9 protein-coding genes are annotated in these 17,067 nt (G+C 43.7%); 8 read left to right on the top strand and 1 reads right to left on the bottom strand.

Translation table 11 applies throughout. The annotated features are described in order from the left end of the window. Positions 1 to 19: 19 nt before the first annotated feature. The gene (locus C5745_RS07930; protein WP_243403282.1) at positions 20 to 3,118 is read left to right on the top strand and encodes a SusC/RagA family TonB-linked outer membrane protein; all 3,099 of its coding nucleotides are present in this window, start codon (positions 20 to 22) and stop codon (positions 3,116 to 3,118) included. A gap of 11 nt (positions 3,119 to 3,129) precedes the next feature. Beyond that, positions 3,130 to 5,082, top strand: coding sequence for a RagB/SusD family nutrient uptake outer membrane protein (locus C5745_RS07925; RefSeq protein WP_105716459.1), 1,953 nt, complete (start codon positions 3,130 to 3,132; stop codon positions 5,080 to 5,082). A 165-nt stretch (positions 5,083 to 5,247) separates the two neighbouring features. Here C5745_RS07925 and C5745_RS07920 read toward each other — a convergent pair whose 3' ends face one another. After that, entirely contained in the window at positions 5,248 to 5,946 is a 699-nt protein-coding gene (locus tag C5745_RS07920; RefSeq protein WP_105716627.1) for a hypothetical protein, read from the bottom strand. Positions 5,947 to 6,261: 315 nt separating this feature from the next. Between C5745_RS07920 and C5745_RS07915 the strand changes: the two genes are divergently transcribed. The 6 genes from C5745_RS07915 to C5745_RS07890 all read left to right on the top strand — a co-directional run bounded on the left by C5745_RS07915 (position 6,262) and on the right by C5745_RS07890 (position 17,066). Beyond that, positions 6,262 to 7,137, top strand: a complete 876-nt coding sequence (locus C5745_RS07915) for an alpha/beta fold hydrolase (RefSeq protein WP_105716458.1) — start codon at positions 6,262 to 6,264, stop codon at positions 7,135 to 7,137. A gap of 118 nt (positions 7,138 to 7,255) precedes the next feature. Next, on the top strand, positions 7,256 to 9,232 hold the full coding sequence (locus C5745_RS07910) for a DUF3857 domain-containing protein (RefSeq protein WP_105716457.1): 1,977 nt from the start codon (positions 7,256 to 7,258) through the stop codon (positions 9,230 to 9,232). Positions 9,233 to 9,235: 3 nt separating this feature from the next. Further along, positions 9,236 to 11,161 (top strand): DUF3857 domain-containing protein, encoded by a 1,926-nt coding sequence (locus C5745_RS07905; protein ID WP_105716456.1) that lies wholly within the window; start codon positions 9,236 to 9,238, stop codon positions 11,159 to 11,161. Positions 11,162 to 11,414: 253 nt separating this feature from the next. Then, complete coding sequence (locus tag C5745_RS07900; protein WP_105716455.1) at positions 11,415 to 12,005, top strand: RNA polymerase sigma factor; 591 nt, start codon at positions 11,415 to 11,417, stop codon at positions 12,003 to 12,005. 140 nt (positions 12,006 to 12,145) lie between these two features. After that, entirely contained in the window at positions 12,146 to 13,333 is a 1,188-nt protein-coding gene (locus C5745_RS07895; protein WP_105716454.1) for a FecR family protein, read from the top strand. Positions 13,334 to 13,592: 259 nt separating this feature from the next. Continuing rightward, positions 13,593 to 17,066 carry a TonB-dependent receptor gene (locus C5745_RS07890; protein ID WP_243403281.1) on the top strand — a complete coding sequence of 1,158 codons (3,474 nt, stop codon included), beginning with the start codon at positions 13,593 to 13,595 and terminating at the stop codon, positions 17,064 to 17,066. The last annotated feature ends 1 nt before the right edge of the window (position 17,067 follow it).

Genomic DNA, 17,067 nt, shown 5'->3' with positions numbered 1-17,067 from the left:
TGCTAAATTAAAACTTAATATGATGACAAAACCTAGATTTTTAACACTTGGTATTCGAAAAATGGCAAGAGGGAGCTTGGTCCATTGGTCGGTATGTATACTGACATTTTTGATGACCGGCAGTTTGTTTGCGCAAGAGCGAATGGTTCAAGGGAGGGTCGCTGCTGCAGGTGGACAACCACTAAGTGGTGTGTCTGTGCGTGTGGAGGGTTCGGATACGGCTACGTCAACGGGAGAGGACGGCCGTTTTTCGCTGTCGGTACGTCTTGGTGCTACATTGATTTTCTCTAATATCGGTTATTCTGTTAAAGAATATGTACTTGGAAACGAATCTCATCTTGACATCACACTAGTCCGCGACGACATTGCAATGGACGAGGTCGTCGTAGTTGGTTACGGGACACAGCGTAAAGAGTCTATTACCGGCTCTGTAGCATCCATCAGTGGGGAACAGATGAACGAGGTGCCCGCTTCGAATATTTCGCAAGCTTTACAGGGACGTGTCGCGGGCGTGCAGATTACACAATCCTCCTCTAAACCCGGAGCACCCATGCAAATCCGTATTCGGGGCACGCGCTCTTTAAATGCGAGTAATGATCCGTTGATTGTGCTCGACGGAATACCTTTCGCAGGATCGATCAGTGACATTAATCCGATCGATATTGAAAGTGTGGACATCTTAAAAGATGCTTCCGCAACTGCGATTTACGGTTCACGAGGTGCAAACGGTGTAATGTTGATTACGACTCATAAAGGATATAGCGGGCAACAAGCGCGTGTCAGCTTCAACAGTTTTACGGGACTTAAGACACTTTTTGGTAGGTATCCAATGATGAATGCTCAAGAGTTTATCGAATTGCGCGAAACTGCCAATCGTTTCCAGAACGGAGCCGATGAGTCTAACGATATCAATACCGATTGGCAGGATCTATTGTATAAAAATGGTATAATGACCAGTCAAGATTTAAGTATCTCTGGTGGTACAGAGAAAACGATCTATAATTTCAGTGCGGGATACTTTCGGGACGAAGCTGTGTTACCTGGACAGAATTTTGAGCGGTTTTCTATGCGGGGAAGCTTAGATCAAAAAATTGGGAATATACTACGTGTAGGACTGACGACCAATAACAATTATTCAACAAATCGTGGTGGAAACCTAGGCTTATATAGCACATTGAGTTCGACGCCAATAGCTAACCCCTATCAGGAGGACGGTTCTTGGAAGGATATAGTTCGGTTATCGAATGATAATCAATGGGTGTATTCTAGGGAGACAATCGAAAATCTCGGAAATCGATGGATAGATCAAACAAAAGGTTTTGGCTCCTACAACACCTTTTTTGGTGAGGTTGATATCCCGGGGATCGAGGGGTTAAAATATAGGGCGAATGTCGGCTTAAACTTTCGTATGACGAACGGGGGTAGCTATACAGGCGAAGGCGTGTTTAGCCAAGATCCGACAACCCCGTCAAATGCGACCATCAGCAATTCGATGAATACGCAATGGACAGTCGAAAATCTGTTGACTTACGATCGAACCTTTGCAGATAAGCACCGTATCAATGTGGTGGGGTTATATTCCGCAGAACAGATCATGTTTAACAGTTCTCAAGTTCGAGCTTTACATATTCCGGCTGATCAATTCCAGTTTTATAATTTGGGTCATGCTACAGGAGAAATTACCGTCGATCCGGATAACCAGGGATACTATAAAAGTGGACTAATGTCTTGGATGGGGCGTGTGATGTATGATTACGATGGGCGCTACATGGTAAGTGCAACGGTACGTTCTGATGGCTCCTCACGTTTAGCACCAGGTTATAAATGGCACGCTTATCCGGCAATTTCTGCCGGTTGGAATATAAAGAACGAGAGCTTTATGGAAAGCGTAAGCTGGTTAGATGCGCTGAAACTGAGAGCAGGGTATGGGCAAACGTCCAATCAATCTGTCGACCCTTATAAGACTTTGGGGCTGTTGAATACACGACCTTATAATTTTGGACAAGAGTTCGCGATCGGCTATTACGTGTCGGAGTTGCCGAACGCTGCTCTGGGTTGGGAGTACACAACAACATGGAATTACGGAATAGACTTTTCCCTGTTAAACAGCCGTTTACGGGGTACAGTAGAGTACTACACCCAACATACAAAGGACCTTCTGTTAAGTGTTGGTTTACCAGCTACGGCAGGCGTAGGTAGCTATATGGCCAACGTTGGAGAAACCCAAAATAAAGGCTTTGAGTTTTCCATGGACGGATTGATATTGGATGATCACAATGGATGGCGTTGGGAGGCAGGCGTCAATTTCTATTTAAATAGAAACAAGCTGGTCGCTTTAACATCTGGTCGCACACGCGATGAAGGAAATTGGTGGTTCGTCGGACATCCAATTGATGTTATTTACGATTACGAGAAAATCGGTCTTTGGCAGGAAGGTGACCCGCATTTGGATATCTTGGAGCCGGGGGGAAATGTAGGGATGATTAAGGTGAAATATACCGGTGAGTTTGATGCGGACGGCACGCCTGTACGACAGATTAATCCCGACGATCGCCAAATCATCAATACCAACCCTAATTTTGAAGGAGGATTCAATACACGTGTGTCTTACAAGGGATTTGATCTCGGTCTGGTCGCAGCGTATAGAAACGGCGGCGTGTTGATTAGTTCGCTATATTCATCCTCAGGCTATCTAAACATGTTGAGTGGACGGCGGAATAATGTGAAAGTAGACTACTGGACACCCGAAAATACCGGCGCAAAATACCCAAAACCCGGAGGTATCGAAAGTAACGACAATCCTAAATATGGAAGTACAATGGGCTACTTTGATTCATCGTATTTAAAAGTAAGAACAATTACACTAGGATATAATTTTAAAAATGACGGTTGGCTCAGCGCACGAGGCATTAGTGGTCTACGTTTATATGGAACGGTTCAAAATCCATTTGTTCTATTTTCTCCATATCACCGCGAATCGGGTATGGATCCCGAGCCGAACTCTTATGGAGATGAAAATCAGGCCGTGACGACGGCGTTTCAAGAGCGTATGTTGATCATCGGGACGAACACGCCAGCTAACCGAAATTTTATGATTGGTCTTAATTTGACATTTTAAGTATAAAGATTATGAAGAATATACATATCACGGTTTTAATAGGTATTATTTGCACTTCGATACTATTTGGCAGTTGCAATAGCATATTGGAAGAAGAGCCTAGAAATATATTTACGCCAGATTATTTTAAAACAGAAAAGGGTGTTGTGGGTGGTGTGACAGCGCTTTACGGCCATTTGCGGTGGATTTATGGAAACGGTTATTACTTAAACGCATGTCTAACAGGAACAGATGAATATACCTATGCACAGGCCGCTGACGCTAATTTTAGAGATATGGATCTTTCAGGTGTGGGCACGGTAACGCCTAGTGGAAGTAGGGCTGATGTATTGTGGAACGCGGCTTTCCCTGCAATCAATACAGCCAGTGGAATTATAGAAAATGCAGAAGAAGTAGGAACTGTTTCCGACGCGCTGGTGGCAGAAGCACGTTTTTTTCGAGCTTTTGATTATTTTATGTTAGTGCAGACCTTCGGCGGTGTTCCGTTGGACTTGGGGGCCGGCGAGCTGAAGTTTAATACCTCTACGTTTAGAGGATCTGTCCGTAATACCGTGCCCGAAGTTTATACCAAGGCAGTTTTTCCGGATTTAAAGCAAGCTGTGGACGATCTGCCAGAAGTGGGAAGAGTAACAGGAGGAGTAACGAAAACCCTTGCGCGTCTCTATTTGGCGAAAGCATATCTTACTTATGCTTGGTGGTTAGAAAATCCGGATAATATTCCGACCTATCCGGCCACTGCGCGTACCGATCCTGACGGACACAGCGCACAATATTATTTCCAACAGGCATACGATGTGGCTGTTGAGGCGATTGATAATCCCGGAAGCCACGGTTTGCAAGAAACCTACTATGACGTCAACTTAGCACCAAATGATCGGAACAACGAGATTCTGCTATACGCTGATCATACGGAAGAAAGCGAATATTTTAATGGCGGTAGCCACTCTTGGGGAAATGGTGGATCGCCTGATAATTTTGCCGTGTGGATGGTAACATGGGATTATACGTTTTTGGAAAGCGCGACTGCTGCAAACTGGTCTTCCGTCGTACGATCGGTACAACGACAAGCCGCGCAAGCTTACGGTAGACCTTGGACGCGTATGGCTCCTACTCAAAATGCCATTATCCAAACCTTCGCAGACAAAACGAATGACTCACGATACGACGGGACATTCGTTACAACTTGGCGGGGCAATTGGGACAAAGCGGGCGTAGCAAATACGGTTCTTTATAATGCAAACGGTATGCCTGTGCATCCCGGAGACGCCATTCTTAGTATTCTAGATGAAGAACCTGCGCAATCAGTCGATTATTCCAATACGACGTACAAAAGCAATGTTGGCGCAGGGGTCTTACCAGGAAGGTCAGATTTCGTAATAGCTCCAAGTGCCATCAGCAGAAGAAAGTACCCAAATTTATGGAAATTGGGTATATATCGCACCAATGATGGTGGCGGGCTGGGACAACCCAATGGAGGAAGTACGCGTCCTTTCAATATTGCGAAGTTTTCAGAGCTATATTTTATTGCAGCAGAGGCGGCCGTGAAGGGCGCAGCGGTGCAGGCAGGCAAGAGCGCACGGGACTTAATTAACGTGATAAGAGCAAGGGCAGGGGTATGGCGTTGGGATAACAACGGCAATATCGAAAAAAATGAGGACTTGAGTGCGGAGATGACATCGGCGACTCCAGCGAATATAACGATCGACTATATTTTGGATGAACGTTCCAGAGAGTATTTTGGAGAAGGATATCGCTGGTTCGACCTGGTAAGAACGCAAACATGGCAGGAACGAGCTAAAACATATCAAATTGCTGGGCCAAATATCGAGGATCATACACCGATTACATTCAACCGTGACATCCAACCATTCCATTATCTACGTCCGATACCGCAAGGGCAGATGGATGCAATGGAATTAGATGGAGCAGAAAAAGCAGCATATCAGAACCCCGGATATGATTGATAATACGTAAAACATAGCTTTCTCTTAAACTCGTTCATCAAGCAATTTTATTTTAAGCAAGATGGACGAGTTTACATTTTAAGAAAATGGACTATCCCTTTTTGGAAACAGTCCATCGTGTTTATCATCACAATCGCTAAGCGTTGCAAAAATTCCTAAAACGGATTAATGGTCATGGCCGTGTTCAGCGTGTATTTCGAACTTAAGTTCGAGAACGTTCTCCCCAGGAAATGCTGTTTTGTAATCTTCACGGTTCCAGTCGGTACGCTCGATTTGTGCTTTTACGCCTTCATTAAGCTTTCTTAAAACGTAGCTTACTTCTTTTGTCGAACCTTCATTTTCATGGCCCACGATAAAATAGCTCAGGATACCGGTTGTTTCATATTTGCCGTCTACCGCTGACTCGTCTGCATATGTTTGTTCGCGTGGTTGAAAAATCGCGCCTTCTTCGGTTTCTGAATCCGGATTTAGTTTAAAATCGCCTCCGATAAGGAAAGCTTTATAGCTGTCAGCAATAGTCTTATTTTCGATAAAGCTGTTTTGAACTTCTCTGCCTTCATAGTTCCACGCTTTGAGTTCGATTTTGTAGACAGCGTCTGCTTCAAGGTGTAGATGACCGTTCTTTGTCGCTATTCCCTCTTCATTGAATGCGATAACGACTTTTTCCCCTTCAACTCCTCCGTTCAGGCCATGGAAGTGATCTCCATGTGGATATACAGCTTCCCCGCTGATTTCTGTCAGCGTAAGTTCCGCTTTTTCAATGCCTTCTCTAATAGGCTGAGGTTCGTCGTCATCGCTACACGATGAGAATCCCACAACGGAGAAACCTAGTAGCATCATTACTACTCCTAATTTGTTTGTCATTTCTTTTTTCATTTCTATTCTCCTTTTTTAAGTTAATTATTTGTTTTATAAAAGCAACATAGGTGCAAATATAGTACTTGTGTTCTTAAAAGCAACTTAATTGCCTTAAAAATTTATATTGATAAGGTTGTTTGTAAACTTATATCGAGTAAATTTTGCTATTTTAGTTGAATCTCTAATGGTGAAACCTACTAGTACGATATTAAAAATCATCCAGCTAACTTTTTTTATCTGCTGCTGTCTTCGTTAGAGGTACGACGGTTACCCGATGTAGGGGATCCGTGTTTCCGGGTATGAATATTTTAGCGGACAACCATGAAGAGACAAATAGTTAATAAAACAGTTCACGTAAATGGCGTAGAGATTTTCTATAGAGAAGCCGGCGATCCAAAAAATCCGACAATTCTTTTGTTACACGGCTTTCCAACGTCGTCATTAATGTTTAAAAATTTAATGACGGCATTTTCTGATAAGTTTCACTTTGTTGCGCCTGACTATCCTGGTTTTGGCTTTAGCGATTTTCCATCGGTAAAGGAGTTTGACTACTCATTTGAAAATATTGCTTTGTACATTGACGAATTTACGAACGCAATTATGCTAGAAGCATTTTCCATCTACTTCCACGATTATGGAAGTTATATTGGCATGCGCCTTTGCATAAAAAATCCCGATAAAATTGATTCAATTATTGTGCAGAATGGAAACAACTATCTTGAAGGACATGGACCTAATTGGGATGAAACTAAAGACTATTGGGAAAATCCTACCGAAGAAAAGAAGAAAAAAGTGTATGCCTTCCTGAGCGCGGAAGGAACGAAAGAACAGTATTTTGCTGGAGTTCCTGAAAATCTCAAGCAGAACATCAGCCCGGAGAGTTGGATCATTGATTGGGAACGGCTTAGCAGACCAAAAAACCTAGATATGCAGTTTAAGCTTAACTGTACATATCCAACCAACTTTGAACTGTTTCCTGCTATTCAAGAATATTTCCGCAAATACCAGCCGCCTGCTCTTGTAATATGGGGTAAGTATGATGTATATTTTGATGTGGCGGAAGCAAATTGCTATAAAAGAGACCTAGAAAAGGTTCAGGTTCATATATTAGAGGGAGGTCATATGTTGTTAGAAACGAATTTTGACGAAGTGGTAGAACTGATAGACAACTTTTTCACGGAACGATTGCCAGAGTAACTGGGAGCTCAAAACCTGATTCACCTAGACCAGATCGAACATCATTATTAACAAATAATAGTACATCTATTTTAGATATATTGGTTTTTTACTATATTCACTCCAAAATAGCCTAATTATGATGCACAGATTGTTTGCCCTCATTTTGATTTATCATGTGTGTTTCTTCAATACGCATGCACAAACTAATGAACTGCCACCGATTACTTTTCGTGATTTTAATATACCCGACTCTCCATTCATCGATTCAGCTTCCCATGCAGTAGTTATAATAGAAAAAGGAAGGTCGGACATACAGGTGGACGAAGGAGAAAGGGAGCTGCGGGTCCTACACCGTTATGGCATTCGGATTAAGATACTGAATAAAGAAGGTTTTGACAGAGCCAACTACGTTATTCCTCTGTATAAAATCGGAAATAAATTTGAGACCGTAAGTCATATTCGAGGATACACACATTATATAGATGGGAAGATACATACGGTCGAGATGGAGAAAGGGGCTGTTTTTCACGAGAAAGTGAACGACTTTGTAAACTTAAGCAAATTCACTTTGCCCAACATTACAGAAAATTGTATTATCGATATTGAATATGAGATACGGTCACCTGATATCTTTAACTACAGAACCTGGAAATACCAAGACGATATACCTAAGCTTTATAGCGAATACACGGCAATAATCCCGGCCGTCTATAACTACAATGTAACATTGACGGGTTTCTACAAATTAACTGACCAAAAATCAAGGTTGCTGAAAGATCATTTTTTACTGAATGGTCGTCGATTTGATAGTTCACAGTTAACCTATATTATGAAGGATATTCCCGCATTCCATGAGGAAAGCTACATGTTGGCGCCGAAAAACTATAAATCGGCCATCAACTTTGAGCTCATGCAGTATTATTTGACGAATGGAGGTCGAGAAGACCTAACCAAAGAATGGAAAGATGTGGATAGGGAGTTGTTGAGTAACCGCTCGTTTGGCGGCCAGATTAATCGAGAGAATAATTTCAAACGGATTTTGCCCGAAATATATGCGGAAGATGATTCCGAAGAAGATAAGGCTCGCAAAATATACAGCTATATCAAAAGACAGATTAAATGGAATAAGGTATACGGCAAATATAGTCAATTCGGAGTAAAAGAAGCTTTAGAAAAAAGAAACGGCAATATTGGCGATATTAATCTTGCATTGATTTCCGCCTGTAGTGCCGCGGGAATCGAGGCATACCCCGTGTTGGTGTCTACACGGGAAAATGGACTTCCTAACACGATACATCCAGTCATCTCCGATTTCAACTATCTTGTCGTACAGGTTCGCGTGCACGGCAAAAGCTATTTTCTGGACGCATCGGAAGAAAATCTGCCATTCGGTCTTTTACCTCTCCGATGTATTAACGGGAATGGCCGTATTATCTATTCGAAAAAATCTTCCGAATGGATAAAGCTTGAGAACGAGATCCAGGCTTTTACTCATTTTGATATCGCCGGAAAGATAGATGATATAGGTCAATTCAAAGGAGAGATCCGTATCATCTATGAAGGACTGGACGCGTTGAACCGTAGAAATTATATTCGTGGGTTTTCATCTTTGGATGCCTATATAGAGGAGCGGATGAATAATTCCGCCAGTATCAAAATCGAGGAGGGTACAGTCTATCAACTGGACAGCCTGGATAAAAATCTTGTCGAAAGCTACGAAATTAGTATGGATTTCTCTGACAACCTACGGGGAAGCAATTTTGTTTTCAATCCTATATTGATTAATAGAATGACAAAAAATCCTTTCAACTTGGAGGAAAGAAACTATCCTGTAGATCTGGGTTCCAGACAGAAAGAATTATACACCATTTCAGTTCAATTACCAGAAGGCTTCCATGTCGAGCGCCAACCGAAGAATACCGGTTTAGCTTTGCCCGAAGCTGCAGCCAGGTACACCTACCAGTCACACTATGGAGCGGGTACACTAATACTTAAACAAGAGTTGAGTCTGAATAAAGCAATTTATGAGGTCGATGAATATTTTCATCTTAAAGAGTTTTACTCGAGAATAATCCAACACCAAAAAGTAGATTTTGCATTCACCAAAAAATAGGCTATGACAAAAAAAATATGGCTAATATTGGTATTAGCCAGCGCTATGCACGTATGTTTAAAGGGGCAAAACATATATGCAGTGGACGTCCTTAGTGATCACTTAAAAGAACGAGCAGACGCAACTGTTAGAGACGAATGTCTTGAAGTTGATATGAAAAGTGTTACCGATGTCACTATCCGGATAACACGCGCCGTGACTGTCCATAATAAGAACGGGGAGGAGCACGGGGCTATCGAATTATATTATAATAAATCGAGAAAGATACGAAGTGTAAAAGGGGAAATATTTAATGAATTTGGCATTCCAATTGGAAAATTCTCATTGAAAGATTTTCGGGATAGGAGTGCGTCCGGTCAGAGTAATCTATATGACGACACTCGTATGAAAGACTATAGCCCGGCGGTATACAGCTATCCTTATACCATTGTTTACAGCGTGGAAATTAAAGAGAACCAAAACCTGCTAATTCCGTCATGGGCACCAGACTACGATTACGACGTGGCTATTGAACGGAGCAGCTATGTCTTTACGTGTCGGCCAGCCGATAAAATTCGCATACATCAACAAAATTATAAAGGGGAAGCGGCGGTAGAGGAGAATGGAAAGACAAAAATATACAGGTGGACACTAAACGATATAGCAGCACGGCGTTCTGAACCCTATAGTCCTCCCCGCCACCGCTATGCTACGCATGTCAGAATCGTTCCAGAAAACTTTCAGTACTTTAAGAAAACAGGTCATTTCAGGGACTGGCAGGAACTTGGGAAATGGAATTATGATTATCTCCTGGCAGACAAACGCGAACTGCCAGAGGCGACCGTTAGGCGTGTACAGGAATTGACGAAGGATATAGAGTCACCTAAAGAGAAAGCGAAAGCATTATATAAATATATGCAGGATAAAACCCGATACATAAGTATACAGGTGGGAATAGGGGGAATTGAACCTTTTCCGGCTGAAACGGTCGATAAGTTGGGATATGGTGACTGTAAGGCATTGGTCAACTATATGCAGAGTTTATTAGATGTCGTGCATATTCCGTCTTATTACTGCGTTGTAGAAGCGGGTTCCTATAAAAGAGACATTACTGCCGACTTTGCGAATGTTTCTGATGGAAACCACATTATCCTATGTATACCTTTTGAAAACGATACGACCTGGCTGGAATGCACTAATCAGAAAATCCCCTTCGGATTTTTAAGCAATTTTACGGATGATCGGCTTGTTATCGCCTGTAGCGCGGAGGGCGGAAAAATACTCCGTACACCCAAATTCAGCGACACCGAAAGTTTACAGTATCGGGAAGGCCACTTTAGAATACTTGCGGACGGCTCATTAGAAGGAAGTTTAACGACTACATTTAAGGGAGGACAGTTTGACAACCATTATTACAACACTTTTTTAAATCAACAGGATCAAATACAAAACATCAGAAAATGGTATGATATCGATAATATCAGCTTCCGGAAGGTTGATTACGAAATGATTTCAGAAGATAAAGATTCGATTGCGTTTCGTGAAACCGTAGATCTCACTGTAAAAAACCACATGGTAAAGTCGGATGCCCACGCTATTTTACACACCAATATATTTAATCAAGCTGAACCGATACCCGCAACACGAAACCGAATCAACGATTTATATATTAACCGCGGTTATACGGATATCGACGTTATCTACTATACACTCCCGGAAGATATCGACGCATCAGCCATACCCGTTAATAAACGACTGGAAACCGAAATGGGGGTATACGAATTACGTATTTCGATATCTAATGGTGTGTTGACTAGCTACCGCATGATTCAATTACGGGAAGGAACATATCCCAAAGAGAATTATGCGGCGTTCTACGAATTTATGACACAGGTATACGGTTTGGATAGAGGAAAATATAATCTATCCATCGAAAAAGACGCTATTTAAAGATTTTCCTTTAGATAATCTTAGGTGGATTTTGTGGTCGACTCCGTCTAACCGGATTGATTATTATTCGTTCGATTTCATATTTGTGAGTTTGCAAGTAGATAACCAACGCAGGCCACTTGTCAAGTTCAGCGATTAGCACGTCGGATGCCTGACAACGCGGGTGCGTCTTATTAACAGTAATTTAATCAAAACATAATTTTAGGCAAATAGGTCATTGGCTAATTTTGAAACGTAAAATTTGGATCATTTTATGTTCGGCAAAGTCAATGACGAAATAAGCCTTATAGAGAGGTGGCGCAAAGGAGACGATAAGGCCTTTGACCGACTTTATCGTATTCATGTAGCGCGGTTGCAACAGTTTGCTTTTCGACACACCAACGACATGTTTATAGCAGACGAGCTTGTAATGGACGTGATGCTGAAAGTGTGGCACCGCCGTGATGTACTTGATGAGAAAGCGACCTCACTTGGTCCCTTTCTTTTCCATTTATTGAAAGCATCGCTCGTAGACCATTACCGCAGGCGGAAAACAGAGCATGTACCTCTGGATGCTGTGGCTGAAAATACGGAAAGTGGGCTGCGTTCGGACAGCCCGACCCTGGTTGGTGAATTAAATCAGCTCTACGAGCAAGGTATCCATTCGCTTACCCCTATGCAGCAGAAAGTTTATCGGATGAGACATGAGGAAGCCCAATCCTATCAGCAGATTTCCCAAAACCTGCGAATAGCCGTTAAAACCGTCGACAGGCACCTGCATAGTGCGAAAACGTCCCTGCGTGCCTACATGTCAAGGTATATCGATATGACCCTACTGATAGTTGCCTGCTTCCTGTCGGTATAATCTAAATATTCTTATTTTTTAAATTTTTATATCTGAAAATCAACGATTTGTAGCTTTATTGAAATAAAGGTCATTTTCTTTATGGGGAGTCCCTCGCTTTTTTACGGTATACCTTATAGAACGATATAAGTCGACTGTCAATGGATAAGAAAATAGATAGGGACCTTTTGGCAAGATACGTAAGGGACGAATGTAATGCCGAAGAACTGGAACAGGTCAGGCAATTCCTGTTTCAGCCGGAATGGAAGCATGCGTTGGAGGAATTGTTGGAGGAGGATTTTGCTCAATTCAGCCCAGTAGAACCGGAAGAAGAGGAAAGCCGTGCATGGAATAGACGTTTTCAGGAAAAGCATATACAATCAAGCAATGATCGCTCGATCTTTCGGCGTATGCGGTGGTCCGGATATGCTGCTGCAGTTGCCCTATTTATTATATCAGCTGTATTCGTAGTCGTTCGTACATCTACACAACCATCCGAAGAGCGGCTTGCTGAACACGAGGAGGAAGTGCTTCCAGGGAGTGATAAAGCAATATTGATGCTATCGGATGGAAATACCGTTTCCCTATCAGATGTTGCTAACGGAAAATTAACCGAGCAAGGCGGCGTAGAAGTTGAGAAAACTACCGAAGGAGAAATAGTCTATAAAGCAGGTGCCAAGGTGGCCCAGGCCAGTAATACTTATAATAGTGTAATGACACCCAATGGCGGACAGTACCGGATTACCCTGCCTGATGGATCAAAAGCTTGGTTGAATGCAGCATCTTCACTGACTTATCCTGTTCGCTTCCCAGCCGACGAAAGACGGGTGAAGATGACCGGGGAAGTTTATTTTGAGGTCGCAAAAGTGAAGCGCACCGATGGCGATGGAAATGTACCTTTTTTCGTGGAGACCGACAAACAGGAGATATCGGTTCTGGGAACCAAATTCAATGTGAATGCCTATGTAGACGAACCTTATTTAAAGACGATGTTGGTGGAGGGGAGCGTCAAGGTTACCGCGTTCAAAAATGGGCAGTCGACCTTGCTTAAGCCGGGGCAACAGGCCTTACTGTCCGATGTCCTAACGGTGCAGCCTGCAGATATCGATCAGCAGCTCGGATGGCAGAGGGGAGATTTCGTTTTCAAAGGCGAGAGCCTTGAAAGCGTCCTGCGCCACATTTCTCGCTGGTACGATGTCGAAACCCAGTGCCCACCGCATTTGGGCAAACTGCGCTTTGCGGGTATTGTGTCTCGTTCCAAGCCACTGTCGTCGCTCATCAAAATTATGGAATCGACAAACGACATTAATATAACGTTACATGAAAGGAGGTTGATCGTGACCGATTGATACGATAACGATTAAAAAATATGCTTAAAAAAAGCCAAAGATGCGGGAACATCCTTGGCCACAATGTTAAGTATATCCGCTAATGCCATTACACATAATCAGATAATTTAACCACAACAAAAGTATGAAATATTCATTTGAAACCTGCTATGCAGGTTCCATGAGATTTTTAAAAAACAAATTATTTTCTCATGAATATTCTCTATGGCCATTAAAGAATAGTAATACACATAGAAATTTTTATCAAATCATGCGTGTTATGAAAATCACCATGGTATTAATGACATGTTTGCTTGTACAGTTGAGCGCTTCAACCTATGCGCAACGCATCACAATAAGTAAGCAGAACAGTAGTATCTATGCTGTGCTGGAAGAAATCCGCAAACAAAGCAACTACGATTTCTTTTACAACTTGGATATTTTCAAGGACGCCAAGCCGGTAGATATACACGTGAAAAATGCAAACCTCGATCAGGTTCTGAATGCATGTTTTGCAAATCAGCCATACACCTACGTTATTGAAGCAGGATCGGTTATTATCACAAAAAAAGCGAAGGTTGACTCCAAGCCCTCCTTGCAGCAACAGCTCCAGATTACCGGTAGAGTGGTTAGCGCGGCAGATGGCCGAGCCCTCCTAGGGGTATCTGTACGGATAAAAGGATCGAACACCGTGACAGTTACCAATCCTAATGGACAGTTCACCATTACGGTACCGGCCTCAGGCACAACGCTCACTTTTACTTCTCTTGGATTGGACCCACAGGAAGTGCGCGTCGGCCCCAATAATAAAAACATTACTGTGCGTATGTACGAAACAACCGCTCAGTTGGAAGAGGTAGCCGTCACGGTACAGGCGCGTCGTCGTACCAATACCGAAATAGCGGTATTGGAAGAACGTAAGAACGCATCGATTGTACAGGATGCCATTTCAGCACAGATGATCGAGCGTACGGGAAGTATTACCACGACCCAAGCTCTACAAAGAGTGGCCGGAGTAACCGTTACCGATGATAAGTACGTGGCCGTCCGTGGAATGGGAGACCGCTCCGTCATCGGACAATTGAATGGTGTGAGATTATCGTCTTCCGATCCGGATCGCAGTGCGATTCCGCTGGACCTGGTACCTGCTTCTCTATTGGACAACATCACGATTTACAAGACCGTCACACCAGACAAACCAGCCGATGCCGCTTCGGGGATTGTGGAATTGAAGACCAAATCCGTGCCGGACAAGATGACCTTTGAGGTTATCGCCCAGACGGGATTCAACTCCAATATCGGTATAGGCGGCAACTACAACAGTTTCTGGAACAGCGACATGGGGGTGTTGGGGACGAAAATCAACAATAAAAACCTGTCACAGGATTTTTTAAATCTGTCGCAACAATATCCCGGTGGACTGGGAACCATCCAAAATATGATTGCGCAAAGTGGCTACAATGCAGACGTGCGACAGGAAGTAAGTCGTATCAACGGCATTATGCAGGGATTCGACCCGGTGCTGACTACCCAGGGCCAACAAGCGCCGCTGAACCAGTTGTATTCAGCAACCTTCGGGAATAGCTATGATGTGTTTGATAAACATAAGCTGGGCGTCATTCTTGGCGGAAATTACTATCGCCGTACCAGCAACATCTACGATGGCGACTTGGCACAGTACAGTATCTATCAAGGTGTCGTGACCGGCAATCCATATATCTACAGTCAGCGGAATATCCCCAACTTCACGACCACCAATAATATCGTGATGGGACCGTACCAGACTTACCGCGAACATACAGGAGTCGAAACGTTGAACTATGGTGTGCTGGGCGGACTGACCTACCGTTTCGATCCGCGCCACGAAATCAGCTTTCAGTATATGGGTAGCTGGGGCGGAGAAAACCGGGCTACCAACCTGCGTGGAGGGTATTATTATGCAGGTCTCCCGGGGGAGGTCAATAGCACCACCTATTCCTTGAAACAAACCTACCGCACGTTGAATACCTTCAACCTGCAGGGCGAGCACAAGTTCCTGCGGGGAGCTTATTCGCCGCGGCTGAGCTATAACCTAGCTACCTCTACCTCTGAGCAGAACGATCCGGACTATCGCTTTGCAAACCTCGTGGATTACGCGCCGCGCTATGGAGGGGTATATTACAGACCCGTACTGGGAGAAGGAGCGATCGGTGATGGTGAATATGTATACACCGATCGTTATTACGCCCTTACCTCTGGATATGTGAATGGTTTTGGTCCTTATGGGATTATGCAGGCCGATCCCAATGGTCGTCGCTGGCGGAACTTGGAGGAGGTGAACTATAACTATAAAGCTGATTTGGCAGTTCCCTTTCCATTTTTGGGGATTAAACAAGAACTGAAAGTAGGCTTTAACTACCTAAGCCGTGAACGCGAGTTCGGTGAGAATGTGCTTTTCCTTCCCGGATCGAATTTTTCGAACTATGCCGGTAGCTATGATCATACTGGCATTACTTCGGCTTTGCCCCTATACGACGTAAGCGGTAATCTGGATCGACTAGTGAGTAACGAGGTAGTTGGTCTACAGCTGCCTTCGGGGGCAGTCGGTGAAGGCGACTTCCCGGTGGGCGGATTCTTGTATAATATCCAGAAATCACCCAATAACTACCGGGGCTTTTTCGAGACCAATGCATTCTATGGGATGTTGGATCTCAAATTAACCGAAGAGTTCCGTATAGCCGGAGGAGTACGTTTTGAAAATACCAATATACAATCAGCGGTCGATACGGCGAATGTCTTTCTAGATCCTTCACTTGAGGCGGCGAATGCGGACGGTACCGTAAATCTCAATCCACAGAACCCCAACTCGGCCTACAAGCAGGGCTACAAACCGTTCTATTCGGTCAACGCTACCTATACACTGAACGACAATATGAACTTCCGTGCGGCCTTCAATACCACTTTGGCTCGGCCGGAATTGCGGGAACTCACCAATGTGTATGAGTTTGACGCCTTCCAGATGGGCTTAGTCGTTGGAAATCCAAATTTAGTCAACCAATCTACCAAGAATCTGGACTTCCGTTGGGAGTGGTTTCCGAATCCGGGCGAAGTCATTGCGGTTTCTGCCTTTGGGAAGGAGATCAATAACCAGTTGGTCAAAGTATTCAGTTTGGAGACCGAAGGGCTGGCAGCTACTTTTCCGGAATTTCCGGTCATTCGATTTGAAAATGATCCCAATACCGGACGTGTCTGGGGACTGGAATTTGAGGTGGTCAAGGATTTGGGAACCATCTGGGATCCTGCGCAAGGCTTCTTTATCGGTTCCAACCTCCTGCTTGCACAGTCCGAGGTCAAGAAAACACCCGAGCGTCTGGCAGCCAACTGGTCTATCGACCGGAATGCACCTGAGAACAGCCCTCTATTTGAACAGGCGCCGTACAGCATCAACGCCTGGCTTAACTACGACAACAAAAAATGGGGGACGGACCTAACGGCTACGTTCAACATAGTAGGCGAGCGTCTTGTGCAGATCAATATGACCGGAGAACCGGATCTCTACACCCGTCCTTTCGCTATGTTGGATCTGGTCTTTACCCAGCGCATCAACAACAGGATACAATTTAAGGGTTATGCAAAGAATATCCTCAATCCGGACATCAAGACGGTTTACGCCAACCCGAAAACACAAGGAAGATGGTACGGCAATGAGTATATCAACCGAAGTTACAAACGCGGAGCCGAGGTCATGTTGGGTTTCAGTTATAATTTGTTTTAGA

The sequence above is a fragment of the Sphingobacterium haloxyli genome, assembly GCF_002980525.1.
Taxonomy (GTDB): domain Bacteria; phylum Bacteroidota; class Bacteroidia; order Sphingobacteriales; family Sphingobacteriaceae; genus Sphingobacterium; species Sphingobacterium haloxyli.
Note: the sequence above shows the minus strand (reverse complement) of the source record. Positions and strands in the feature narration are given on the sequence as shown.

Excerpts from the sequence above, each read along its gene's own strand:
- C5745_RS07930 (WP_243403282.1), top strand. The coding sequence starts at position 20 with ATGATGACAAAACCTAGATTTTTAACACTTGGTATTCGAAAAATGGCA.
- C5745_RS07925 (WP_105716459.1), top strand. The coding sequence starts at position 3,130 with ATGAAGAATATACATATCACGGTTTTAATAGGTATTATTTGCACTTCG.
- C5745_RS07920 (WP_105716627.1), bottom strand. The coding sequence starts at position 5,946 with ATGACAAACAAATTAGGAGTAGTAATGATGCTACTAGGTTTCTCCGTT.
- C5745_RS07915 (WP_105716458.1), top strand. The coding sequence starts at position 6,262 with ATGAAGAGACAAATAGTTAATAAAACAGTTCACGTAAATGGCGTAGAG.
- C5745_RS07910 (WP_105716457.1), top strand. The coding sequence starts at position 7,256 with ATGATGCACAGATTGTTTGCCCTCATTTTGATTTATCATGTGTGTTTC.
- C5745_RS07905 (WP_105716456.1), top strand. The coding sequence starts at position 9,236 with ATGACAAAAAAAATATGGCTAATATTGGTATTAGCCAGCGCTATGCAC.
- C5745_RS07900 (WP_105716455.1), top strand. The coding sequence starts at position 11,415 with ATGTTCGGCAAAGTCAATGACGAAATAAGCCTTATAGAGAGGTGGCGC.
- C5745_RS07895 (WP_105716454.1), top strand. The coding sequence starts at position 12,146 with ATGGATAAGAAAATAGATAGGGACCTTTTGGCAAGATACGTAAGGGAC.
- C5745_RS07890 (WP_243403281.1), top strand. The coding sequence starts at position 13,593 with ATGAAAATCACCATGGTATTAATGACATGTTTGCTTGTACAGTTGAGC.